The following is a 24,692-nucleotide window of genomic DNA, read 5'->3' on the forward strand; positions in this document are numbered from 1 at the left end:
GCACGGCCCGGCGGGACCAGGTGCCGCGGGCAGCTAGGTCGTCGCCCCCGCGCGGGGTGCCGCCCGGGGCCGCCGGGCGGGCACGTGCCGGACCCGCGGGCGCCGTGGCGCCCGCGGGTCCGGCACGGAGTTCAGTCAACCTTGTGCACCGTCATCGGCAGGCCGCCGCGCACCCGCAGCGACAGCATCGGCTCGGGCACCACCGGACGGCCCGGCACCCCCGTCAGGCGCACGTCCCGCAGCAGCATGGCCAGGACGAGGGTGGCCTCCATCATGCCCAGGTTGTTGCCCACGCAGAACCGGGGGCCGGCGCCGAACGGGATGTACGCGTAGCGAGGGCGCTCCGTGCTGCGCGCCGGATCGAAGCGGTCGGGGTCGAACCGCTCCGGCTCGTCCCAGAACCGGGGATGCCGGTGCAGGGTGTACGGGGAGATCAGGATGTCGGCCCCCGCCGGCACGTGGTAGCCGCCGATCTCGTCGTCCTGCTGGGCCTTGCGGGGCAGGAGCCAGACCGGCGGATAGAGCCGGATGGCCTCCTCCACCACCATCGCCGTGTACCGCAGCCGGTGCAGGTCCTCGTACTCGGGCAGCCGGTCGCCGAGCACCGTCACGGCCTCCTCGCGGACCCGCCGCCGGATCTCGGGATGCCGGTCCAGCAGGTGCAGGCTCCAGCCCAGCGTGCTGGCGGTCGTCTCGTGCCCGGCCAGCAGCAGCGTGACCAGCTCGTCGCGCAGCCGCTGGCGGGCCACCCGCGGATCCTTCTCCAGCCGGGTCGAGACGATCAGACGGGACAGGACGTCGTCGCGCCCGTCCACGTCCCGACCCCGGCCGGCGACGAGTTCGTCGACGACCCGCTGGAGGTGCCGACGGGCGCGCCGGAACCGCAGCTGCCGGGGCAGCGGGACCCACGGCGGCACGGCGCTGAGCGTCTCCAGCTCGAACATCGCCTGGTCCTGCACGGCCGCGAACGACGCGCCGACGCCGTGGAAGCCGCTCAGCTCGGCGTCGAGCAGGGTCCGCCCGAGCACCCCGAGGGTCAGCGTGGTCATCTCCTCCAGCACGTCGACCGGAGGGCCGTCGGCCCGCGCCGTCAGCCGCTCGACCAGCAGCGCGGCCTCCTCGCCGATCACGCCCGCGTACTGGGCGAGCCGCCGGTTCTGGAACGCCGGCTGGATCACCCTGCGCTGCTTGCGCCACAGCTCGCCCTCGCTGGTGAGCAGCCCGTCGCCGAGCGCCCGGCGGGCATGCACCAGGCCGATGCCCTTCTGGTAGTTGGCGCTGTTGTCGGACAGCACGTGCTTGGCGTAGTCGGGATGGTTGAAGAAGTAGAGCTGCTTGGGCCCGACCGGCAGCCGGGCGGCGTCGCCGTACCGCTCCGCCGCCAGGGTCATCATCCGCAGCCGGTCCCGGCCCATCAGGATCAGCATGTGCAGGGCGGCGGGGCGCGGCGGACCCGGCGGCGTACGCCGGGCCCCGCCCTGGATGGTCGTCATGCCGCCTCACTCCGCTCCTGCTCGACCTGACGGAAACGGCCGGAGAGGAAGAGCAGCGCCTCCCCGTCCGTGCGGCGCTCCAGGGAGAGCAGCCGGCCGAGGAAGATGGTGTGGTCGCCGCCGTCGTAGGAGCGCCACACCTCGCACTCGAAGTGGGCGAGGGCCCCGCTGATCAGCGGCGCGCCCGTCGTCGCGCCCGGACGCCAGTCCACCTGGTCGAACTGCTCGCCGCCGAGCGGCCGCCGCCCGTCGGCGAAGTACCGGGCCACCTTCTCCTGGTCGTCGGTCAGCACCGAGACCGCGAACTCGCGCGTCCGGGAGAGGCAGGCGTGCATCACCGCGTTCCGGTCGACGCACACCAGCACGAGCGGCGGATCGAGCGACACGGAGGTGAACGAGTTGGCGGTCATCCCGTGCGGGGTGGCGCCGCCGACGGTCACCACCGTGACGCCGGTGGCGAACGCGCCGTACGCCCGCCGCAGTGTCGTCACGTCGGGCGTCCCGACGGTGAGTGTTCGCTGTACGTCCACGACGTCTCCTCCTCGCGCCGTCAGGAGCGCCGCGCCGTGGTGTACGGCGCGAGCGCCGTCACCAGTGCCTCCGGCACCCTCGCCGGCGCGGTGCGGGTGTTCGGGCCGCGCATGCAGGCGATGCGCTGCCGACCCCGGGCCACCAGCGTCTCGCCGCCGTCCCGGTCGAGCTTGACGTAGTCGAAGCTGAACTCCAGCTGGGTCTGCGCCAGCTCCACCAGGCGCATCCGGATGGACAGCTCGTCGAACGCGGTGATCTCGGCGAAGAACTCGCAGTCGACGCGGAGGGTGAACAGCTTCAGGTCCTCGCGTACGTCGGCGAGCACGTCCGGGGCCCGTTCCTTCAGGAACATCTCCCGGCAGCGGCCCTGCCAGCGCAGGTAGTTGACGTAGTACACGTTGCCGACGAGGTTGGTCTCCTCGAAGCCCACCGTGTGCAGGTACTCGAAGTACTTGTCCATCGCCTAGCCCCGTCCTTCCGTCAGGATCGCGAACGCCATCGGCTGGGGCAGGTCCCGCACGGTCGTGACGAGCGTGGCGATCCGCAGGTCGCCGGAGGCGAAGACCAGCCAGCCGGCCCGGTCCGAGGGCACCGCGACCAGCGGCGCCCGGTGCGAGAGCCCCGCCTTGCGCAGGCACTCGATCGCCGCCCACACCCGCGTCGCCGCCGCGTCCAGCGACTCCCCGCCGTCGGCGCAGCAGAGCCGGGCGAGGTCGACGTGCGTGCCGAGGAGCCCCTGCCAGACCGACTCCTCCCGGGCGCGTACCGCCTCGACGTCGCAGGCGAGCGGCCCGGTGCCGACCACGCACAGCGTCAGGTTCTCGGCGTGCGCGGCCGACAGCGACCGGCCGTCGGCCAGCTCGGGGCGCCCGTCCGGCCGGTACGCGACCTCGACCGGGCCGCCGGCGGCCCGACCGGCGGCCACCGCGGTGCGGGCCCGCCGCCGGCGGGTCTCGTCCGGCGTGCCCTGTCCGGCCGCCTCGCCGCGTCCGGCCCGCTCCGTCGGGGCCGGCTCCACCGCGACGGCGACGTCACCGCCGACCAGGTCGCCCACGGTCCGCTCCAGGTACGACCCGAGCAGCGGGGCCACCCACGGCCCGCGGCCGTCCTTCTTGCGCACCGCCCGCAACCGCAGGCCTTCCCACCGCTCCACGACCGCACCGTCGGCGGAGCGGAGCGCGATGTCGTAGACGTAGGTGTCGCCGTCGCGGCTGCGCTCCTCGGCGCAGTAGCGCAGTTCCTCCGCCCCGGTCAGCCGGGGCCCCGCCGGGTGCAGCCGCTCGATCCCGGCCGGCAGCAGGGTCGCGTCGGGGACGCAGACCTGGTTGCCGTGCATGAGGGCGTCCCGCACGCCGGGGTCGCCCAGCAGCAGGGTGTCGGGCAGGTAGTCGGCGAACCACCGCGTCTGCGGAGCCGTGACGACGTCGGCGTCGACGTGCCGGGCGGCCGAGCGGTGGTAGCGGCGCAGCCGCTGGAACCGTCCACCCTGGAACAGGATGTCGCCGTAGAGGTCGGTGGCGGGTTCCAGCGGCACCGCCGGCAGCCCGGCGGACACCTGCTCGGGCGGGCCGGCCGGCAGTCGCGTCCCGGTGAAGTGCAGCCGCGCCCGGAAGTGCGCGGCGCTGAACTCCGTCTCCGCGCTGTAGACGACCGCGTCCACGACGTCGTCGTCGACCACGAGGGTGGCGATCCGGATGGTGGTGCTGCCCTCCGGCGGCACCACGATGGGCCGCAGGAACTCGGCCCGCTCGACCACCGGCGTGTCGGTCCGTCCGGTCACCGCGGCGGCGACCTGGGCCATCGCCTCCATGCCGAACACCGCCGGGAACAGCAGGTTGCCGTCGAGCCGGTGGTGGTCCAGGTAGAGGTCGGCGACCGGCTTGAGCTCGGCCTCGGTGACCAGCTCGACGCCGTGGTAACGCACGAGCGGCCGGTCCACGAAGCGCAGCAGCGGCAGCTCCGGAAGGTCCATCCGGACGGTGTCGATGCCCTCGGTCCGCCCGCTGACGACCACCACCGACGGCGCGTGCGGGTCGGCGAGCAGGCGCCGGAGCATCGCCACCCCCTGGTCGGGGGTGACCGGGGTGATGCCGTCGCGGGTCAGCGCCTCGACCACGGACAGCCGCTCGCCCATGCCGACGCCGGACCAGACCGACCACTCCAGGCAGAGGCTGCGGCAGCCCGGGTGGCGCCGGCCGAAGTCGACGGTCAGCTCGGCGAGCCAGTCGTTCGCGGTCGCGTAGTGGGCCTCGCCGCGCAGGCCGGCCCGGCCGATGATGCTGCCGAACGTCACCAGCAGGCGCAGCCGGTCGGCGTCGACCGCGTCCAGCACGGCGCGCAGGCCGTCGACCTTCGGCGCGAAGGTGCGGCGGAACTCGTCCATGCCGAGGCCCGTCAACGCCGCCGGCTCGTTGCGGCCCGCGCCGTGCAGCACCGCCGTGACCGGTCCCAGCTCGGCGACCAGCCCGTCGACGGCCTGGCGTACCCGCGCGGGGTCGGCCACGTCGGCCCGGGCGTAGCGCACCCGCACGCCGGCGTCCGCCATCCGCGCGAGGTTCGCGGCCAGCTCCTCGTCCTGGGCGGGATCCGAGCGGCCGAGCACGGCGAGGCGGGCGCCGCTGTCCACGGCCATCGCCAGGGCGCACTCGGCGGTGATGCCCTTGCCGCCGCCGGTGACCAGCAGCACGTCCTCGGCGCCCAGCGGCTGCCGCGTCTCGGCCGGCCGTACCGGCAGCCCGCGCAGGGTGGGTACCCGCCGGCGCCCGTCGGCGTCGAGGTGGACCTCGGCGAAGCCGTCGGTGGCGGCGACCTCCGCGGTCACCCTCGCCACGGCCTGCGGCACCGGCGGGGTGTGCACGACGGTGGTCCGCACGTGCGGCGCCTCCAGCCGCAGCGTCTTGGCCAGCCCGGCCGCGCCCGGCCCCTCCTGGACGAGGACGAAGCGGGTGCCGGGGGCGGCGGCCGTCGCCGCCTGCGCGCCGCGCAGGGCCAGTTCGAGGTCGGCCTCGGCGCACGGCTGCGGCAGGCACACCAGCACACCCGCGCCGACGCCGGCGCTCTGCAGGGCCGCGCGCAGCGGGTCGGCGAACGGGTGCCCGGCCGGGGCGAAAAGCTGCCAAGGCCCGTCGGCCTCGGCCCCCGTGCCGACCGGGGAGGGCGCCTCGTCGAGGTCGACCGACCAGGCCCGGCACCAGTCGGCCACGCCGTGCACGAAGGCCGGGCCGGACACGTCGGCGTCCCGGCCGGTGCGGGCGAGCTGCTCCAGTGCCTCGGCGAGCTGACCGACGGTCGCCGTCGCGAAGTTCGTCGGGGTCTGCGCGGCCGGCACGCCGAGCTGCTGCGCCGCCTGGTTGACCAGCTGGCCGACGGTGATCGAGCTGAGGTGCAGGTCGTCGAGGAGCTGGCTGCCGTCGTGCACCATCTCCAGCGGCAGCTCGGCCCGCTCGGCGGCCAACCGGCGCAGCAGTTGCAGGCTCGACTCGCCCGCCGGCTGCTCCGGCTCCGGCCGCTGCCCCTCCGCCGCCAGCGGAGCCGCCGCCCGCCCACCGGCGCCCTTGGGCAGGTTCACCACCGGGGCCGACTCGCAGGGGCTGGCGAAGAACCGGAAGTTCTGGCCCACCTCGAGCGGCCGGACCAGCCGGTCGTGGAAGAGGGCGCCCTCCACGCCGCCGGCGCCGACCACGTACGCGGCCGCCGCGACGCGCAGCAGGCCGGCCAGCGACTCGTCGTCGGTGTTGAGCGCCACCGCCGGCAGGTCGGTGCTGGCCGACGCCAGGCCGGAGAGCACCTGCCCCGGACCGACCTCGACGAAGAGGTCGACCTCCTTGGCGGCGAGGGCCACGGCCTGGTTGAACAGCACCGGGTCGGTGATCTGGCGGTGCAGGAGGGCGGCGACGTCGGTGTCGGCGGCGAGCGGCTCGCCGGTGACCGTGGAGACGACCCGCCGGGTGACGGGCCCGAACCGCTCCCCCGCCAGCGCCTCGAGGAGGGCGTCCGCGGCCGGCTCGACCAGCGGGGAGTGGAACGCGTGGGACACCGAGAGGCGGGTGGTCCGCAGGTCGGCGGAGCGGGCCCGCTCGCAGGCGTCCTCCACCGCGGCCTCCGAACCCGCGATCACGGTCTGCTCCGGCCCGTTGTACGCGGCGATCACCACGGACAGATCCGCGATGAGCCCGGCCACCCGCTCGGGCGGGGCGCCGATGTTGGCCATCGTGCCGGAGGCGCTGTGCTCCCCCATCGTCCGGCCACGGATCCCGGCGACCCGCAGCAGCGCCTCCTCGTCGAGCACGCCGGCCCAGTGCAGGGCGGCGATCTCGCCGAGGCTGTGCCCGACGGCCACGGTCGCGTCGAGGTTGAGCAGCGACAGCGCCCGCAGGCCCGCCAGCGCGCCGGTGACGATCCTCGGCTGGGCCACCGCGGTCGCGACCAGGTCGCCGCTGCTGGGCAGCGCCGCCCGCTGGTAGACCTCCTCCACGTCGGCGAAGCGCCGGCGCAGCGCGCCGCCCGAGGTGCCCCGGCCGGAGCCCTGCCCGGGGAAGAGGAAGCCGATGCGGCCCGGCCCGCTCACGTGGCCCAGGAAGCAGCGGCCGTCAGCGGAGAACAGGCGCGCCTCGCCGGCGTCGAGGGCGTCGCAGACGCGGCGCAGCTGCCGCTCGGCGTCCTCCGGCGAGGAGACCACCACGCCCGCCCGGTAGGGCAGGTCGCGCAGCTCGCGGTGCAGGGTGGCGGCGAGGTCGCCCAGCTGGGCGTACGACACCGTGGGCACGAAGTCGACGAGCCGCTGCAACCGCTCGCGCAGCTCCTGCGCGCTGGCGCCGTCGACGAGGAGCAGTTCCACGTCCTGCATCGACGCGGCGAGGTTGCGGAAGCGGCTGTCCAGCCGCGACGAGCGACGCGGCTGCCCGTTCTCCAGCACGATGTGGGTGTTGATGCCGCCGAAGCCCATCGCCGTCACACCGGCGCGTACGGGCACGCCGCGCGGCCACGCCTCGGCCTTGCGCAGGGCACGCAGCGCGGACTGCTCGGCGGTGAGGATCTCGTGCGGGTCGACGCAGCCGATGGCGGGCGGCAGGACCTCGTGGTGGACCGCCATCGCGGCCTTGATCAGCCCGGCGACGCCGGCCGCCGCCTTGGTGTGCCCGATCATGCCCTTGATCGAGCTGATGGCGGCCTGCGGAGAGTCCCCGTCGGCGGTGCGCCGGGCCAGCGACAGCGCCTGGAGTTCGGTCGTGTCGCCGACCGCCGTGCCGGTGCCGTGGCCCTCGAAGAGCCCGACGGTCTCGATGCCGAAGCCCGCCCGGTCGTACGCCCGGCGCAGGGCGAGCTGGTAGCCGGCGACCTCCGGCCGGGTGATGCCGCCCTTGCCGTCGGAGGAGATGCCCCAGCCCGCGATGGTGGCGTAGACGCGGTGCCCCGCCTGGCGGGCCTCGGCCTCGCGCATCAGCACCACCATGCCGCAGCCCTCGCCCGGCCAGAAGCCGTTCGAGCCACGGTCGTAGACGCGCATCTCGCCGCGCGCCAGCGCACCGGTCTTGGCGAAGCCGATGATCTCGAAGGGGTCGATGGACAGGTCCACGCCGCCGGCGATCGCCACGTCGACCTCGCCGTCGGAGAGGGTCTTGCACGCGGTGGCGACGGAGAGCAGGGACGAGGAGCAGGCGCCGTCGACGGTGTAGCCGCCCCCCTTGAAGTCGAAGTGGTTGCAGATGCGCCCGGCGATGGTGTTCGACAGTCCACCCGCGAGGGTGTCCTCGTCGACCTCCGGGAACGGACCCTTGAACGTCGCCTCGAACTCGTCGAGGAACGCGGTGAGCTGGTCGTCGTCCCAGTCCTGCTCCTTGAGCGCGGCGCCGACCATGCGGCGTACGTAGGGCCAGCGCAGCCGCAGCTGGTTGGCCCGGGAGAACTCGCCCGTCAGCGTGTTGCCGACGACCACACCGGTCCGCTCGCGGGGCAGGCCCTCGGCCATCGGGAACCCGGCGTCGGCCAACGCCATGGCCGCCATGTCGAGGGCGAGCCAGTGGGTGAGGTCGGTCGAGCGGTAGGTGCTACCCGCGATCTTGTAGGCGATCCGGTCGAACTCGTAGCCCTCGATGACCGCGGCGTTGCGGGCGTAGAAACGGTCGGGTGTGGCCGGGTCCGGATCCCAGTAGTCGTCCAGACTCATCCGCTCGGCGGGCAGCCGGCGGAAGGCCCGCCGCCCGGCGAGGGCGTTCTCCCACAGTTCGCGGGGTGACGTGGCGTCCGGGTAGCGGCACGCCATCCCCACGACAGCGATCCTGGTCACGAGGTCTCTCCTTCGTTGCGTGCGATGGTGGACCGCCGGGGTGCGGGAACGGCCGGTGGGAGGGGCGTCACGGTCAGCACCGCCCCTCGAACTCCGCGGCGATGGCCTGACGCCACCGCTCGAAGGCGGGCGTGGCGCCGTCCTGCCCGCGGGGCAGCGTCACGTCGGTGACCTTCGCCGCCTCGGCGGTGGACATGCCGCAGAACACCTGCGTGGCGACCTCGTTGTGCGGCACGACCAGGCCGGCGCGTACCCGGGCCCCGGCCGCGAAGGCACTGCCCTGGGCGAGGTCCACGCGGTAGTCGCCGGCCCGGTCGCGGAACCGGTGCAGGTCCGCCTCGGTGGCCCCGCCGGCGTAGGTGGCGGCGAGGCCGGCCCCGGCGTACAGGTCGGCCCGCCGGTGCGCGGGGAACGCGGCGAAGATCTCCGTCACCCGGTCCACGTCGGTGCCGCCGACGAACCACGTGGCCCGGCCGATGCCCTGGTCGATCACCCGGTCGGCGTACTCGCGCGGGCCCTCGGCCGGCCACGGGAACCGCGGGTGGCGGTACTGCCCGTACACGTACCGGTCGGTGTGGAAGTACGCCTGGTGGAAGCCGTAGCCGTCGAGCACCAGCCACCGCAGCAGCGGGTCCGGGGCGTACAGCTGGCCCCAGCGGAACCGGGGCACCCGGGCCATCGCCCAGCCCACGCCTACGTACACCATGTAGACGTGCGCGTCGCCCCGGCCGGCGAGCAGGCTCGCCACGTGCCGGGGGCGGCCCGGCCGCAGCGCGTCCCGGACGGCGAAGCCCATCCCGGCGCCCTCGTACGCGAAGCCACGAAAACGCGTCGGCACCGTTTCCAGACGCTCTTCGGCCGCTGCGGTCGTCGCCGCCTCGGCGGCGTATCCGTAACCGGTCAGGAATGAGGCGCCGACGGTTTCGAGCAGCGTCTTCGATTCCTCGTCGCGCACGTGGAAGCCGCGTACGTCCAATTTCGTCTCGGAGATATCTGGCGTCAGGATTCTGCGCCGCAGATCACGCAGGCTCTGCATGGCACGTTCCCCCAAAGGGTCGGTGTTTTCGTTGCCGGGATGGACATCCATTTCGATGATGGCAAAAGTGGGAAGGGTTGATTTCTTCACCCTTGCGCATTCATCGCAACTATTCGAGGCGTTCACGTCCGGGGCCGGCCGCGCGCCGGCACCGCGGGCGCGACGGGGCCCGGTCCGCGCCGGGGTCGCGTACCGCCGGGCGGACGACGCGGACGGCTCTCAGCGGTCGTGGCCGACTTCGGCCGGCTCGAAGTGCGCGCGGACGTTGCGCCGCCAGACCTCGTACGCGGGCAGCCGCCCGGCGTCCTCCGCGCGGACCGCCACGTCGTCGGCGAGCGCCGCGACGGCGGCCACGGAGCGCCCGCCGAGGGCGTGCATCGCCGCCTCGCTGTGCGCCGGCACGTGGCCGGCGTGGCTGCGGGCCTTGGCGGCGAAGACCGCGCCCTGGGCCAGGTCCGGCGCGCACGGACCGGCGGCGGCGCGCAGCGCGACGAGCGCCTCGGCGTCGGCACCCCCGGCGAAGGTGGCGGCGAGCCCCACCCCGCTCCACAGGTCGCCGTGCCGGTCGCTGGCGAAGGCCCGCACGGCCCCGGCCACGTCGGCGGTGCGGGCGCCGTGGATGAACCACAGCGCCCGCCCGAGGCCCTGGTCCGTGGCCCGCGCGAAGTAGTCGCCGTGGCCCTGCCACGGGTACGCCGCCAGCCGCTCCTGCCGGGTCACCCACCGGTCGAGGTCGAAGTAGGCGCGGTCGAAGCCGTAACCGTCGACGGCCAGCCAGGTCATCGTCGGGTGGTACGGGTTGCCCGTGAGGTCGGGCACGACGTGCCGCCAGAAGCGGCGCGGCAGGCGCGCCATCGCGAACCCGATGCCGATGTAGGCGAGGAAGAGGTGGGGCGCGCCGGGCCCCCGCAGCAGGTCGCGGGTGCGGGTACCGCGCCGGGGCCCCATCACGTCGAGGATGGTGCAGGCCATCGTGGCGCCCTCGTAGGCGAAGCCGAGCAGTTCCCGGTCGACGAGCGCGAGCCGGCGCTCCAGCTCCCACGGGTCGCGGGTGTCGATGCCCCACTCGAATCCGCAGATCACCGACTGCGGCACCGCCTCCAGGCGGCGGGTGACCTCCGTGGCGGGGCCGGGGAAGCCCCGACGCGCGAAGGTGACGTCCGCGAGCGTCGGCGCCATCAGCAGTCGACGTACGGAACCCAGTACCGTCGGCATGGCAGATCCCCCTGTCGGTACGACGACGCCGGCCCCGGCCGGCGGGTGACTTCATCGTCACCTCGCGCCGGCCGGGGCCGCCTCTTCTGCTGTGCGCTCATCCGCCGGCGCCCCGGGTCACGGGCCGGTGACGGGACCTCTCCCCCGCTGCGGGCGGAGGAACATCAACAGCAGGGCCACCCCGACGAGGCCCAGGTCCAGCAGGAGGAGCACGCCGTTGATGCCGTCGATCCGGGCGTGGTCGTGGCCGGCGGCCGCCTCGCCGACCGGCGTGGCGACGGGCCCGGCCGGTGCGGCTCCGGGGGTCACGGTGAAGGCGGCCAGGCCGGCGACCTGCCGGTCGTCGGGCAACCGGACGCGGTAGGCGACACGGTAGGCGCCCGGCCCGGCGTCGCGTACCGGCACGACCAGGCGGCCGTCGCGGACGACCGGCCTCCTGGTCGAGACGACCGCCCCGGTCGGTCCGGTCACGGCCAGGTGCGGGTCCCCGGCCGACTCGGCCCCGCCGAGCGTGAGCGTCACCTCGGCGGGCGCCGACCCGACGACCGACCCGTCGCCCGGCTGGAGCATCAGCCGCCGGCTCGCGGCCGGGCTGCCGAAGGCCAGCAACGCGACGATCGACAGCACGACACCGGCCGCCACGACGATCGCCGCCCGCTGCACCCTGCCGGCCGGCGCGGGCGGTGCGGGCGGGCGGGCACCGTCCATGGTGGTCATGCCGGCTGCGCGGCGGCCCCGGGCTGCCGGCAGCTGCACGCCATCAGCTCCTCCTCCGCCGCGGAGGGCCGCAGGTGCAGGTACATCGCGATCACCATCGGCACGAAGACGACCGTGTTGTAGAACAGGTGCAGCTCGACCCGGGGGATCACGACCTGGAGCAGGCTGGTGGGCACGGGGCTGCCGAACAGGTGCCGGCCGGTCTGCGCCTGCAACAGCAGCAGCAGGTGCTCGATGTGGTGCCAGAACTGGAGCGCCAGGGCGGCGGTCCACCAGCTCCGGCTGCGCCCGACGAAGCCGGGACGCAGCATCCACAGCCCGACGAGCATCAGGATGGCGTAGCCGTAGTGCAGCCACTCGGAGCTGACGAGCCACGGGAACGGCATGCCGAGCACCCCGCGCGCCTCGGGCCGCGACCAACCCAGGCCCCAGATCTGGTACGCCTGCACCAGGTGCTCGGCCCAGTGCGCCAGCACGATCACGAGAAACGCGTTCAGGGCGGCCCGGTGGTGCGTGCCGTTGAGTGCCGCCCAACGCCCGGACGATCCGGGCAGGGTCGCCTGGTAGCTGGTCACGTTGCCTCCTTGGAAGGGTCACGGGCGCGCGAGAACGCCACGCCCTCACCCAGCGTGTCGACCCCGACACGCCGACGCGTCTTCCTGCGTGCTCAGTTCGGGTCGCGGATCCGTCAGACCGGCCCGGGCGAGCCGGCGGGGGCGTACCAGGCGCCGACCCGGCGGGCCGCGGCGAAGCTGGCCCAGGCGACCGCGTCGACCAGGGCCGCGTCGCCCGGCTGGTGGCGACGGAACTCGGTGACCACCTCCTCGTCGACCTGGTAGGAGGCGAACGCGGTCAGCAGGACCAGGCGGCCGGCGGCGCGCTCCGGCTCGGGCAGCGGCGCGATCAACCGCTCGCACCACTGTCGACTCAGGCCGGTCTCCTCCCCCCGCCAGGCGTCGAGGCGTTCGGCGACCAACTCCCGCACCGCCGGCGGGACCGCCCGCTCGCCGGCCGCCTCGAACGCCGCGTAGGCACGGGCCATCGCCCCGGCCACGTGCGGGCTGCCCGCCGCCCAGGCCGCCTCCGTCGGCAGCGGCGCCGGCGGCAGCAGCTCCACCGAGCGACCCGGCTCCCGGGCGTCGCGCAGCGTCCCCTGCAACAACCAGCCGATGCCGCGCTTCAGGCGCCGCCGCGCCCGCGGCGTCAGCCCGGGCGGGAGCAGGAAGTTGGCGAGGAAGACGTTGACCACGCGGGCGACGTAGTGGAAGCCCACCACCACGCCGACCAGCTCCGGGCGGTCCCGCTCCGCGAACGGCAGCACCGGGCGCCCGGTCTGCGGCTGGTGGGCCGTACGACCCCACTCCGCCGCCTCGCGGATGCGCCGGTCGGTGATCTCGGCGAGCCGGTCGGCCACGATCGCCTCCGCGTCGTGCTCGGTGGAGAGCTCGTAGAGCCCGACGCTGTGCATGTCCACGCAGTACGGGCAGATGTTCGCCACCGACACGGCGGCCGCCACCGCCTCCTTCGTCGCCCGGTCCACGTTCTCCGTCGGCAGCAGCGGCTCCCGCATGACCATCCAGTACGCGGCCAGCACCTCCGGCGACGGGGAGTGCAGCTGCGCCGGCGGCACCACCAGCTGCATCTCCTGCGCCACCTGGTCGTAGACGGCCGCCACCAGCCCCCGCGCGGACCCCTGCGGCACCGGCGTGACGTAGTTGACCTGACGCTGGACCACCGACGAGGCCACCCGACGAGCGATCATGATCTGCCTCCTGCTCTGCGCCGCCGGGCGGTCACGACGACGGCTCCCACGACTGCGGTAATGCCAGTATTGGGAAGGTGGGGGCGCGGGCAACGCGATCGACGCCGGTTGAGCACCCTGGGAGAAGGAGGGGTCGGCGGCGCCCGCGAATGATGGGCGACGACCCAGTCCCCCACCCGCGGGAGTCGCGATGCTGGTCCTGGTAACCGGTGGCACCGGATTCATCGGCTCCCACTCGACGGCGGCCATCCTCGACGCCGGCCACCGGGTCCGGATGCTCGTGCGGGACGCGGCCCGCGCCCGACGGGTGCTGACCACGTTGGGCGCCGACGCCGGGCGGGTGGAGGTGGTCGTCGGCGACGTCACCGACCCCGCCGACGTCACCCGGGCCGCCGACGGCTGCGCCGCCGCGCTGCACGCGGCCGGCGTGTACAGCTTCGACTCCCGGGACCGGGCGCGGATGCGGACGGTCAACCTGCGCGGCACCGAGGTCGTGCTCGGGGCGGCACGGGCGGCGGGCCTCGACCCGATCGTCCACGTCTCCACCTTCGGCGTGCTCCTGCCGGCCGCGCGCTCGCCGCTGACCGTCGACTCGCCCGTCGGCGCGCCCCGGGAGGCGTACCTGCGCAGCAAGGCCGCCGCCGAGCACGTCGCGCGCCGGCACCAGGACGACGGGGCGCCGGTGGTCGTCACGTACCCGCTCGCCTCGCTCGGGCCCGACGACCCGTACCTGGGCGACCAGACGACGCGGGTACGCAACGTGCTGCGCGGGTTGATGCCGATGTGGCCCACGGGCGGCTTCCCCGTCGGCGACGTGCGGGACGTGGCCCGGCTGCACGCCGCGGTGCTCGAACCGGGACGTGGCCCCCGCCGCTTCCCGGCCCCCGGCCGGTACGTCACGACCCGCGAGTTCGTCGACGCGCTGCGCCGGGTCACCGGGCGGGCCCTGCCCACCCTGCGGCTGCCGGCGCGGGCCCTGCTGCCGATGGGGCACCTGGTCAGCGCGGCGCAGCGGCTGTCGCCCGTGCACCTGCCCGCCGAGCACGGCGCCATCTACCTGTGCGCCACCGCCCGCCCGATGGACGGCACGCCGACGGAGGAGCTGCTCGGGCCGGCGAGCCGGTCGCTGGACGAGACGCTGGCCGACACCGTGCGCTGGCTGCACCGGACGGGGCGGCTGAGCCGCCGCCAGGCCGGGCACGCCGCGCTCCCGGCGGCCGCCGCGCCGCACCGGGCCGCCGAACCGGCCTGACCCCCTGCCCGGGACCGGGCCCGGCCGCCGCCCCCGCACGTACGACCTGCGGGTGGAAATTGCAGCCCGCCCTTCCCGCGCGCAATTTTCCGCCAATCCTCCCGGCTACCGCGACATCGGCCTGAGCAAAACGGAAGATGCGTCCCACCTGCGTCGGTCGCCACGATGATGCAGAACTTCACGCACCATCCACACCGCACGGAAAAACTCCGGGCGACCACCATTTCATTCCCTTGATTCCGTCGCTTACCGGGCGGCGGTCAAGGCTGCCCGAAAACGTCTTGGCGGGACCGGAAACCGACGCGCCCGCCCCAAAGGAGGTAGCCGTCGTGCAACCGGAGACACCAGAGGAACAGCAGGCGCGCGTGCTGACGCTGGAGGCGTTCGCCGACACCATCGTCCCCGGGGCGAAGCGGTCCGCCGACGACCGGGCGATCGCGGGCGTCTCGACCGACGGCGGCGCCGTCGAGTCCGGGGCGCTGGCCCTGATGGAGGACCCGGCCGGCGGGCTGGCGCTGATGCTGGGCACGCTCAGTGAGGCCCTCAACGCCCACGCGAGCGGGTACGCCGAGACGAACGGCCTGACCCTCGATCCGAGCGTGCCGCCCTTCGTCGCGCTCGCGTTCGACCACCGCACCGCGCTGCTGTGCCACCTGCTCGCCCCGGACAACCCGGAGAAGGAGATGTGGGTGGGGCTCGCCCTGTTCAGCAACATGGCCTACGACAGCGCCGCGCACATGAACACCGTCGACGCCCTCGCCGCCGGGCACCCGGGGCTGCTGGCGATCGGCATCACCAAGCCCGACGCCGACGGGCTGTGGCGCTTCCCCGAGTACTCGTACGGACGCCCGCTGTCGCGACTGCACCCGCACACCACGCCCACAGGGAGCCCGGCATGACCAGTAACGCAAGCACCGACGTCGTGGTGATCGGCAGCGGCTTCGGTGGGGCGATCCCCGCCTACCACCTGGCCGCGGGCGGGGCGCGCGTGGTGGTCCTGGAGCGCGGACCGTGGCTGTCCAGCGAGGAGTTCGACCACGACTTCAAGCTCGGCTCGTCGTACACCCGGATCTTCGACTTCACCGTGGGCGACGGGATGAGCGTGCTCGGCGGCAACTGCGTCGGCGGCGGCAGCGTCGTCTACTTCGCCACCATGCCGCGCGCGCCGCGGTTCATCTTCGAGCGGCAGGGCAGCATCGGCCGCCGGATGTGGCCGGCGGCCATCACCCGCGCCACGCTCGACCCCTGGTACGACCGGGTCTGCGAGTCGCTGCCGGTGACCATGCAGAGCTGGGACAAGGTGCCGTACGCCGGCGGCCTGTTCGCGGCGGCCTGCGCGCACGCCGGGCGTACGGCCAACCCGGTGCCGTCGGCGGTGGACGTCGACAAGTGCACCAACTGCAACTGGATGATGGCCGGGTGCCGCTTCGACGCGAAGCGCTCCCTGCTGCTCAACTACCTGCCGGCGGCCCTGGCGCACGGCGCCGAGATCCGGCCGCTGCACGAGGTGCAGCACCTCTCCCGCACCGACGACGGCGGGTACCGGGTGCACTACCGCGTCGTCGACGCGGAGGACTACCGGATCCTGCACGACAGCGGGACGATCGACGCCAAGATCGTCATCGTGGCCGCCGGGGCCGGAGCCACCCCGGTGATCCTGCAACGCTCGGAGCCCACCCTGGGCACCATGCCCACCGCCGTCGGCCGGTACTTCTCCGGCAACGGGGAGCGGCTCAACACGGCCGTCTTCGACGACGACCGGGTCCGGGAGGTGCTCGGGCTCAGCCGCCCCGGCGGAAAGGGCTACGACGCCAACCAGATCGGCCGCGGGCCGACGGTGGCGACGTGGGACCGGCTCGACGGCAACCTGCCCGAGTACGAGCGGTACTCGCTGGAACAGCTGTTCTTCCCGCTGGGGCTGGGCACGATCCTCGCCCAGGTGCCCGACGCGCAGCCGAGCTGGTTCGGCCTGGCCAAGAAGGACATGCTGCGCCGCTGGCAGTCGTGGCTGACGTTGTTCACGATGTCGGAGGACGACAACGAGGGCGTCTTCGGGCCGCCGCCGGCGACCGGCAACGCGGACCGCATCTCCCAGCAGATGCTGGGCCGGGGTCCGTTGCGCTACCGGCCCACCGCCAACACGCTGCGGGGCTGGGCCGCCGCCGACGCGGACGCCCGGGACATCCTGGAGCGCGACGGGCTGGCCCGGGTGATGCCGTGGACCAACGACGTGGTCGGCGCGTACACGGTGCACCCGCTGTCGTCCTGCCGGATCGGCGACGACCCGGCGACGTCGGCCCTCGACGACCGGCACGAACTGCGCCAGCACCCCGGCATCTTCGTCACCGACGGATCGGCGGTGCCGGGCGCGCTCACCGTCAACCCGGCCCTCACCATCGCCGCGCTGGCCGAACGCGCCGTGCCCGGCATCGTCCGGGCGGCGCAGGAGCGTGGCATAGACGTCACCTACCACGGCTCGCTGCCCGACGGGACGGTCACCGCGGTGCCCCAGGTCGTAGCCGGTTAGGACCACGACGGGCCGGGGGCGCGCCCCGCCCCCGGCCCCGGCCCGCCCGACCAGGAAGGAAACCGATGGGCAGGCGACTGGCTCGGGTGACGAGCCGCACCATGCTGACCCACGTCCGGCACGTGACGCCGGTCGCCCCGGACGCCGCCGACGGCCCCGTCGCGCGGGTCTACGGGCAGATGGCCGACGACTTCGGCGTCCTCGCGCCCCCGGTGCTGCTGCACTCCCCCGCCCCCGACGTGCTGCGCGCGTGCTGGCTGATGCTGCGCGAGACGCTGCTCGCCGAGGGGCTGGTCGGCCGCGACGCGAAGGAGGTGGTCGCCGCCGCCGTCTCCGAGAGCAACCGGTGCCCGTACTGCGTGGAGGTGCACGGCGCGACGGCGGCCGGACTGCTGGGCGACGCGGGCGGGTGGCTGACGGCCGGGGTCGGCGGGATCGGCGACCCCCGGCTGCGGGCCCTGGCCGACTGGGCCCGGCACAGCGGGGACGACGGCCCCGCGCGCCGCCGGCCCGCACCGTTCCCCGCCGAGCACGGACCGGAACTGATCGGCGTGGCGGTGGCCTTCCACTACCTGAACCGGATGGTGAGCGTCTTCCTCCAGGACTCCCCGTTGCCGCCCACGCCGGCCGGGGTCCGCGCCGGCGTCCGGCGCACGGCCGCCCGCATCATGGGGGCGCTGGCCCGCACCGGCCGGCCCCCCGGTCGTTCCCTGGAGCTGCTGCCGCCCGCGCCGCCGGAGGCCGACCTGGCCTGGGCCGTCGGGCAGCCGCACGTGGCCGCCGCCTTCGCCCGGGCCGGCCAGGCCGTTCGTCGCGCCGGTGCGGCCGCCCTGTCGGAACACGTCCGGCGGCGGGTCCTGGCCGGCGTGGCCGACCCGCCGCCCCCGGGGCCGGGCGGACGGTGGTTCGACGCCGCGGTCGCCGAACTGTCGCCGCCCGAGCGACCCGCCGCCCGGTTGGCGCTGCTGACCGCGCTCGCGCCGTACCGGGTCACCGACGCCGACGTCGCCGCCTGCCGCGACGGCGGCGCCGACGACGCCGCGCTGGTCGCGATCACGGCCTGGGCGAGTCTGGCCGCGGCACGCCGGATCGGGGCGCGACTGTACGGTGGCGGCCTCGGGCCGCCCCCGGCCGGCGTGCCCGTCGCCGACGCCGCCGTCGGGGAGGAGGCCTCGCGTGCGGGCGAGGCGTGATGCGGGGCGGGCCGTCGACCCGGTGACGACGACGCCGCGGGCGAGGCCCGTCAACCCGTGGGCGGCCCTGCTGGTGCTGTGCCTCGGCAACTTCCTGATCCTGCTCGACACGAGCATCGTCAACACGGCAGTGCCGGACATGATGCGGTCCCTCGACACCGGCATCGACAGCATGCTCTGGGTGCTCAACGGCTACCTGGTGGCGCTGGCGTCGCTGCTGATCGTCGCCGGACGCCTCGGCGACCTGTTCGGTCCGCGTACCGTCTTCATGGCCGGCATGGCGGTGTTCGCGGTGGCCTCGGTGCTCTGCGGCGCCGCCCAGTCACCGGGGCAGCTCATCGCCGCGCGGGTGGTGCAGGGCGTGGGCGCCGCCGCGCTGCTGCCGCAGGCGCTGGTCCTGATCTCCGGCATCTTCCCGGCTTCGCGGCGGGGCGCCGCCTTCGGGATCTTCACCGCCGTCGCCGGCGTGGCCGCCGTCAGCGGCCCCACCCTCGGCGGCCTCGTGATCACCCGGCTCGGCTGGGAGTGGATCTTCTATCTGAACGTGCCGCTCAGCGCGGCGGGCGTCGCCCTGGCCTGGTGGCTCGTGCCCGACCTGCGTACCCGCCGGCCGCGTCACCTCGACGTGGTCGGCGTGCTCCTGGCCACGGCCGCGCTGGTGGGCCTCATGTACGCCCTCATCGAGGGCGAACGGCACGACTGGGGCACGGTACGCGGGCCCGTCGGCATCCCGGCGATCCTGGTCGCCACGGCGGTGTGCGCGGTGGTGTTCGTGCTGCGCGAACGCCGGCAGCGGGAGCCGCTCGTCCCGCCCGCGCTGTTCCGCCTCGCCAACTTCGGTCCGGCGACGGTGATCACGCTCGTCAGCTCCTTCGGGCTGTACGGCTTCCTGCTGGTCTTCGTCATCGAGACGCAGGCGCTGCTCGGCATGAGCCCGCTGGAGTCGGGCCTCGCCGCGCTGCCCTGGACGGTGGTGCTCAGCGCCGTCGCGCCGGTCGCCGGGCGGCTCACCGACCGCCTCGGCGGCCGGCGGCTGCTCGCCGGCGGGCTCACCGTGTACGCGCTCGGCGTGCTGGGCATGGCGCTGCTGGTCACGCCGCACTCCACGGCCGGCACGTTCGTCGTACCGCTGATCGCCGTCGGCGTCGGCATGGGAGCGACCATCGCGCCCACCACCACCGAGGCCATGCGCGACGTGCCCGCCCCGTTGGCCGGCGCCGCCGCGGGCGTGCTCAACACGGCACGCCAGGTCGGCGGGGCGCTCGGCGCGGCGGTCGTCGGCGCCGTCCTGCAACACCGGTTGGCCGACGCCCTGCCCGGGGCCGCCCGGGCGGGCGCGGCGCAGCTGCCTCCCGAGGCCCGGGCGGACTTCCTGCACGGATTCGGCGGGGCCGCCGGCGAGGGCGTCAAGCTGGGCGCCGGCCAGGCCGGCGGCTTCGTCGTGCCGGCCGGGACCCCGCCGGAGCTCGCCGACCGGTACCGGGAGGTGGCGCAGTCCGCCTTCGCCGACGCCTTCCTGCCGGCCGTGCGGCCGGCGCTGGGCGTGGTGGTGGGCGTCCTGCTGCTCGGCGGCCTGTTCGCGCTGCGCCTGCGACGGACGCCATCTCACCAGGCGTGACCTCCGGCCGCGGCGAGCCACAGCCGACCGGGAACTGTCAGGAAGAACCGTCGGGCCGGGAGCCCGACGGTTCTTCCCGTCGTGCGGTCGAGCCCGCGCAGGGCGGGAGGCGTGGCGAATCCCCGCCGCATTCGCGCAGGGATCGGGCCAGCCGCCGTCGCGGAGCCGGAAAAGGACTGCGGGCGCGGTCTCCGGCCGCCTCTTCGACCGCTTCCAGGGGCGCACGGAAAGGGCGCCCGCCGGACCCGGAGACGGGTTCGGCGGGCGCCACCGCGGCGGACCCGACACGAGCGGCGCGGGCGCGGCGGACCTCGTCGTCCGCCGCGCCCGCGCCGTGCACCGGGCGGGCCCCGTGCGTCAGATGTACGGCGAGTTGGGCTCCAGGCCGCAGAGGACCCGGCCGTACAGCTCGTAGTTGGTCTCCGGCAGCATCAACGCGTGCATGTTCACGACCTGCACGTCGCGGGCGATGCGCTGGATCGGCACGCTGTTGTAGATGGACGAGCCGCCGCTGGCCATGTTGAAGATGTCCACGGCCTCCTTGCCGAGCTGGCAGACGACGCCGACGTCGGCCCGGGAACGGGCCCGCTCCTCCAGGGTCAGGGGCTCGCCGGAGCGGCCCTTGTCGTCGACCAGCCCGGTGACCCGGTGGGCGTGGAACTCCGCCTGGTCGATCTTCATGACGGCCTCGGCGACCCGGAGATGGGTGATCGGCGCCTCGCGCTGGCTGTCGTACTCGGTGTAGGTGATCTTCCGGCCCGGCAGCCGCTCGAAGAAGACCTCCCGGGCCGCCCTGGCCAGCCCGACCACGGTGCCGACCGAGGAGGCGGCGGCCACGCCGAGCAGCGTCGTGCGGTACATCGGCAGGTCGGCGTTCAGGACGGAGGCGAACTGGTTCTGCAGGACCGCCGGCAGCGGAAGCACCCGCTCCTGGGGCACGAAGACGTCCCGGGCGACGGTGGTGACGCTGCCCGAGCCGCGCATGCCCGCCGTGTACCAGTCGTCGACGATCTCCAGGTCCGACATCGGCACCAGCGCCATCACCGGCCAGAGCCCGGTGCCGTCCGGAGTCGGCGCCATGGCGATGATCTCCTGCCAGTGGCTGTGCTGGGCGCCGCTGATGAAGCCCCACTGACCGTTGACCACCAGGCCGCCCTCCTTGGGGGTGGCCATCGCGGACGGGCTCAGCGTGCCGCACACCCGGACGTCGGGCGTGGCGTGGACCTCGTCCTGGACCTCGTCCGGGAACATGCCCACCATCCAGCCGGGGATCGTCCAGACCGACATGGTCCAGCCGACCGAGCCGTCGCCGCGGGCCAGTTCGGCCGTGACCTCCGCCTGCGTACGGGTGTCGGACTCGTATCCGCCGTAGCGGGTGGGCACCCGCATCTTGAAGAAGCCGGCCTCCGCCATCGCGTCGACCACCTCGTCGTGCAGGCGTCGATTCTCCTCCGACCAGCTGGCGTGCTTGCGTAGCAGCGGCACCAGCTCGGTGGCCCGCTTGACCAGTTCGGTCCTGGACGGTGCTTGGGTGACCTCCACCCGGTCCTCCTTCGAGATAGTCGTGTCGATTACGGGTCAGGCAGCGAGCGCGGCGGTGCTCACGGGCAACGGCGGGGCTCCGCTGATCAGGTCGGCCGCCTTCTCGGCGATGGCGAGCACCGCGGCGTTCGGGTTGCCGCGGATCAGCGTCGGCATGACCGAGGCGTCGACCACCCGCAGCCCGTCGACGCCGCGTACCCGCAGCTCGGCGTCGACGACGGTGCCCATGGCACAGGTGCCGGCGGGGTGGAAGATGGAGTGCGCGTACTGGCGGACGTAGGTGCGCAGGTCGTCGTCCGACTCCGACGCCGGCGGCTGGTAGGCCGCCTCGGTGTAGGGCTTCAGGGCGCTCTGCCGGGAGATCTCCAGACCGATCCGTACCCCGTCGATCGCGACCTGCATGTCGGCCTCGTCCGCGAAGTAGTTGTGCACGATCTTCGGCTTCGCCGTCGGGTCGTCGGAGGCCAGGGTGACGTAGCCCCGGCTGCGCGGGGTGAGGATCGACGGACCGTACGAGAAGGCGTGGTGCGTCGGCGTGCCGAGGCCGCTGTCGGCAAACATGACGGGCGCGCCCAGGTACTCCACGTCAGGAGCCGGCAGGTCGTCCCGGGTCCGGGCGAACCCGCCGGACTCCGGACCGTTGGACGTCAACGGTCCCCGGCCCTCCGCCATGAACTGCTCCACGTTGGCCGGCGCCCCGGCGACGAGCAGGCTGATCGGGTGGGAGTGCGTGAAGATCAGCGGCACCAGGGCGTGGTCCTGGAGCCCCTGGCCCACCGCCGGCTGGTCGAGCACGACCGGCATGCCGAGCGCGCCCAGCAGGTCGGCGGGGCCGACGCCGGAGTGCATCAGCAGGTGCGGGCTGTTGTAGGCGCCGCCGGCGAGGATCACCTCACGGTCCGCCCGGACCGTGACCTCCTCGTCCAGGCGGTGACCGACGACCCCCACGGCCCGCCCGTGGTCGAACAGGACCCGGTGCACCTGGAGGTTCGTCTCGACCGTGAGGTTCGGCCGGTCGAGCGCCGGGTGCAGGAACGCGGTCGCGGCGCTGGCGCGGCGGCCGTCCCGCTGGGTGACCTGGAAGAACCCGAAACCGTCCTGCTCGGCGCCGTTGAAGTCCGGATTGACGGCGTGCCCGGCCTCGGCCGCGGCCTCCACGAACGCCTTCGACATCGGGTTGTTCGCCCGGCCCTCGGAGACGGCGAGGGGGCCGCCGACCCCGTGGTACGTCGACTCGCCCCGCTCGTTGTCCTCCGAGCGCTTGAAGTACGGCAGCAGCTCGTCGAAGCTCCAGCCCGGCTGCCGCCAGCCGTCGAAGTCGAGCCGGTTCCCCCGGATGTAGATCATCGTGTTGATCGAGCTGGTGCCGCCGAGCACGCGCCCGCGCGGGAGGTAGACGCGACGGCGGTCGAGGAACGGCTCGTCGTGCGTGTCGTAGTCCCAGTCGAGGTGGGTACGGAAGAGCTTGCCGAAGGCCGCCGGGATGTGAATGTTCGGCGCCTTGTCCGCCGGCCCCGCCTCGACGAGGCAGACCGTCACCTCCGGATTCTCGCTCAACCGCGCCGCGAGCACACAACCGGCGGTTCCTCCGCCGACGACGACATAGTCGTACATTCACTCCTCCTTAGAATGCGCTGGGTCAAGGATGAGCCGACGGGCCGCCGAGTTCGCCTCCGAGATTGCTCTCCTCCGGGACGTCCGTCCGATCGTCCGAACTGCTTTTGTTCCGGCCCTGTCGGCGATCCGAGAATGAGGCGGCGGGACCGCCATTTCGGCGACGCCGGCGGGCCAACGGGGCAGGAGGCGGTCAGCGACCGGCCAGGGCGAACTGGCCCGGGGCACGACCGGCCCCGGCCGGTCCCCGGTACGCCTGGGCGATGTCCAGCCAGTGGTCGGCCAGCGCGCCGGAGGCGGTGAGCCGCAGGTCGTCGCGGTGCCGGCGCCGCGTGACCAACAGGCAGAAGTCGTGGGCAGGGCCGGTGATCCGCTGCTCGGCGTCGAGCGGCCCGAAGTCCCACCGGGCTCCGGACGGGGCGGTCAGCTCGAAGCGGAACTCCTCGTCCGGCGGCGTCAGGCCCCGGGCCAGGTAACCGAAGTCCCACACCCGCACGGCGAACGCGACGAGGTGGCGGATCCGGTCGGTGACCTGGCGGCGTACGCCCAGCGTGTCGGCGATGTCCTGGCCGTGCGCGAACAGCTCCATCATCCCGGCACTGGCGAGGACCGCGGGCGGCAGTGGGTTGACCAGCCAGGGCACCATCTGCTTCGGCGGTACGGCGGCCAGGGCCTCGATCGCCTTGTCGCGCTCGGCCCGCCACCGGGTCAGCAGCACCTCCGGCGGCTCGGCCAGGAATTCGGCCAACGCCTGCTCCACGTTGGCGTCGAAGTCGGCGCCGAGCTGCGAGAGCATCGCGGTGAACCGGTCCGGGGCGCCGGCGGCGAGCCCGGCGATGCGGAACGTGGCGGCGAGATGGGCCACCTGGTGGCTGATCGTCCAGCCTGGGGCGGGCGTCGGCAGCGCCCAGCCGTCGGCGTCGAGGCCGGCGACGAGGCTGTCGAACTCTTCGCCGTCCGCCGTCAGGGCGGCTATCACGTTCTGGGAGGCGGTCACGTCTCTGTCCTTCCTGAGGGGCCAGACGAGGAGTGCGCGGCACCGCGAGCCGCCACGGTGGTCGCAGGCTGCCGGTGGATGTCCGTACGCCCGTTCGGCGACGTGCCTCCACTATGTGGCCCCGGTCCGCCGGGCGTCTTCTCCCGCCGTGCGGTGCCGCCGGCCCGGCCCTCACCGCCGGATCAGCACCTCCGGCAGCGGTTTGCGGACCAGGTCCGGCACCGTCGCGTCGGGCGCCGGGTAGCCGACCGGCATGACCAGGTACGGACGTTCCTCCGGTGGCCGTTCGCACACCTCGTTGAGGAAGCGCATCGGGCTCGGCGTGTGCGTCAGGGTGGCCAGGCCGGCGTGGTGCAGTGCCGTGATCAGCACGCCGACCGCGATGCCCACGGATTCCTTCACGTAGTAGGGCTTCGGGGTGCGGGGGCCCTGGTGCACCTCGAACACCACGATCACGACCGGCGCCACCTCCAGGAAGGGCTTGTGCCAGTCCGTACCGATCGGGGCGATCGCCTCCAGCCACTGCACCGGCGCGCGCCGGGCGTAGAACTCGCGCTCCTCGGCCTCGGCGGCCTCGCGCAGCCGGCGCTTGCGGGCCGCGTCGGTGACCACGACGAACCGCCACGGTTGCAGGTTGGCGCCGCTCGGCGCGGTCGCCGCCGCGCGGACCGCCTCCTCGACCACCTCCATCGGCACCGGCCGTGGCGAGAAGTGCCGGATGGAGCGCCTGGCGGCCATCCGGTCGGCGAAGGTACGCGCGGTGCGCACCATGTCGCCCGAGGTCAGCGAGTCGGATTCCAGGTCACCTGTCGTTTCAGCCATGAGCGCCTCCCCGCGCGATCGACGGATCCAGCATCGCCCAGCGGCGCGGGGCGCGTTTACGCAACCGTGCGGACTTGCGGGCCTCGC

The 24,692-nt window shown here is 74.1% G+C and carries 18 protein-coding genes; 5 read left to right on the top strand and 13 right to left on the bottom strand.

Annotation, left to right across the window (positions count from 1 at the left end):
* Positions 1-131: 131 nt before the first annotated feature.
* The 9 genes from CLT72_RS08970 to CLT72_RS09010 form a co-directional block, all read right to left on the bottom strand.
* On the bottom strand, positions 132-1,493 hold the full coding sequence (locus tag CLT72_RS08970) for a cytochrome P450 (RefSeq protein ID WP_101410743.1): 1,362 nt from the start codon (positions 1,491-1,493) through the stop codon (positions 132-134).
* Positions 1,490-2,023: a flavin reductase family protein gene (locus CLT72_RS08975; protein ID WP_101410745.1), complete on the bottom strand. Its 534-nt coding sequence runs from the start codon at positions 2,021-2,023 to the stop codon at positions 1,490-1,492. Before CLT72_RS08975 ends, CLT72_RS08970 begins: the two co-directional genes overlap by 4 nt.
* A gap of 20 nt (positions 2,024-2,043) precedes the next feature.
* Positions 2,044-2,484: an acyl-CoA thioesterase gene (locus CLT72_RS08980; protein WP_101410747.1), complete on the bottom strand. Its 441-nt coding sequence runs from the start codon at positions 2,482-2,484 to the stop codon at positions 2,044-2,046.
* A 3-nt stretch (positions 2,485-2,487) separates the two neighbouring features.
* The gene (locus tag CLT72_RS08985) at positions 2,488-8,310 is read right to left on the bottom strand and encodes a type I polyketide synthase (RefSeq protein ID WP_101410749.1); all 5,823 of its coding nucleotides are present in this window, start codon (positions 8,308-8,310) and stop codon (positions 2,488-2,490) included.
* A 73-nt stretch (positions 8,311-8,383) separates the two neighbouring features.
* Positions 8,384-9,346, bottom strand: a complete 963-nt coding sequence (locus tag CLT72_RS08990) for a DUF1702 family protein (protein WP_101410751.1) — start codon at positions 9,344-9,346, stop codon at positions 8,384-8,386.
* Between the two features lie 219 nt (positions 9,347-9,565).
* Positions 9,566-10,561 (bottom strand): DUF1702 family protein, encoded by a 996-nt coding sequence (locus tag CLT72_RS08995; RefSeq protein WP_101410753.1) that lies wholly within the window; start codon positions 10,559-10,561, stop codon positions 9,566-9,568.
* Between the two features lie 117 nt (positions 10,562-10,678).
* Positions 10,679-11,278, bottom strand: a complete 600-nt coding sequence (locus CLT72_RS09000) for a copper resistance CopC family protein (RefSeq protein WP_144082219.1) — start codon at positions 11,276-11,278, stop codon at positions 10,679-10,681.
* Positions 11,275-11,853: a hypothetical protein gene (locus tag CLT72_RS09005; RefSeq protein WP_350823418.1), complete on the bottom strand. Its 579-nt coding sequence runs from the start codon at positions 11,851-11,853 to the stop codon at positions 11,275-11,277. The genes CLT72_RS09000 and CLT72_RS09005 overlap by 4 nt, the downstream gene beginning before the upstream one ends.
* Positions 11,854-11,966: 113 nt before the next feature.
* A complete protein-coding gene (locus tag CLT72_RS09010; RefSeq protein ID WP_101410757.1) occupies positions 11,967-13,040 on the bottom strand; it encodes a carboxymuconolactone decarboxylase family protein in 1,074 nt (357 codons plus the stop codon).
* Between the two features lie 190 nt (positions 13,041-13,230).
* Between CLT72_RS09010 and CLT72_RS09015 the strand changes: the two genes are divergently transcribed.
* The 5 genes from CLT72_RS09015 (at position 13,231) to CLT72_RS09035 (ending at position 19,630) form a co-directional block, all read left to right on the top strand.
* Positions 13,231-14,292, top strand: coding sequence for an SDR family NAD(P)-dependent oxidoreductase (locus CLT72_RS09015; RefSeq protein ID WP_101410759.1), 1,062 nt, complete (start codon positions 13,231-13,233; stop codon positions 14,290-14,292).
* A 329-nt stretch (positions 14,293-14,621) separates the two neighbouring features.
* On the top strand, positions 14,622-15,191 hold the full coding sequence (locus CLT72_RS09020; protein ID WP_101410760.1) for a DUF5987 family protein: 570 nt from the start codon (positions 14,622-14,624) through the stop codon (positions 15,189-15,191).
* Complete coding sequence (locus CLT72_RS09025) at positions 15,188-16,819, top strand: FAD-dependent oxidoreductase (protein ID WP_101410762.1); 1,632 nt, start codon at positions 15,188-15,190, stop codon at positions 16,817-16,819. Before CLT72_RS09020 ends, CLT72_RS09025 begins: the two co-directional genes overlap by 4 nt.
* Before the next feature lie 101 nt (positions 16,820-16,920).
* Positions 16,921-18,012 carry a carboxymuconolactone decarboxylase family protein gene (locus CLT72_RS09030; RefSeq protein WP_144082362.1) on the top strand — a complete coding sequence of 364 codons (1,092 nt, stop codon included), beginning with the start codon at positions 16,921-16,923 and terminating at the stop codon, positions 18,010-18,012.
* Positions 17,996-19,630 carry a DHA2 family efflux MFS transporter permease subunit gene (locus tag CLT72_RS09035; protein ID WP_158241996.1) on the top strand — a complete coding sequence of 545 codons (1,635 nt, stop codon included), beginning with the start codon at positions 17,996-17,998 and terminating at the stop codon, positions 19,628-19,630. Before CLT72_RS09030 ends, CLT72_RS09035 begins: the two co-directional genes overlap by 17 nt.
* A 357-nt stretch (positions 19,631-19,987) precedes the next feature.
* Here CLT72_RS09035 and CLT72_RS09040 read toward each other — a convergent pair whose 3' ends face one another.
* The 4 genes from CLT72_RS09040 to CLT72_RS09055 form a co-directional block, all read right to left on the bottom strand.
* On the bottom strand, positions 19,988-21,172 hold the full coding sequence (locus tag CLT72_RS09040; RefSeq protein ID WP_101410766.1) for an acyl-CoA dehydrogenase family protein: 1,185 nt from the start codon (positions 21,170-21,172) through the stop codon (positions 19,988-19,990).
* A 36-nt stretch (positions 21,173-21,208) separates the two neighbouring features.
* The gene (locus tag CLT72_RS09045; RefSeq protein ID WP_101410768.1) at positions 21,209-22,786 is read right to left on the bottom strand and encodes a GMC family oxidoreductase; all 1,578 of its coding nucleotides are present in this window, start codon (positions 22,784-22,786) and stop codon (positions 21,209-21,211) included.
* Between the two features lie 193 nt (positions 22,787-22,979).
* Complete coding sequence (locus CLT72_RS09050; protein ID WP_101410770.1) at positions 22,980-23,783, bottom strand: TIGR03084 family metal-binding protein; 804 nt, start codon at positions 23,781-23,783, stop codon at positions 22,980-22,982.
* Between the two features lie 171 nt (positions 23,784-23,954).
* Entirely contained in the window at positions 23,955-24,554 is a 600-nt protein-coding gene (locus CLT72_RS09055; protein WP_199184726.1) for a nitroreductase family protein, read from the bottom strand.
* Between the last annotated feature and the right edge of the window lie 138 nt (positions 24,555-24,692).

The sequence above is a fragment of the Micromonospora sp. CNZ309 genome, assembly GCF_002846525.1.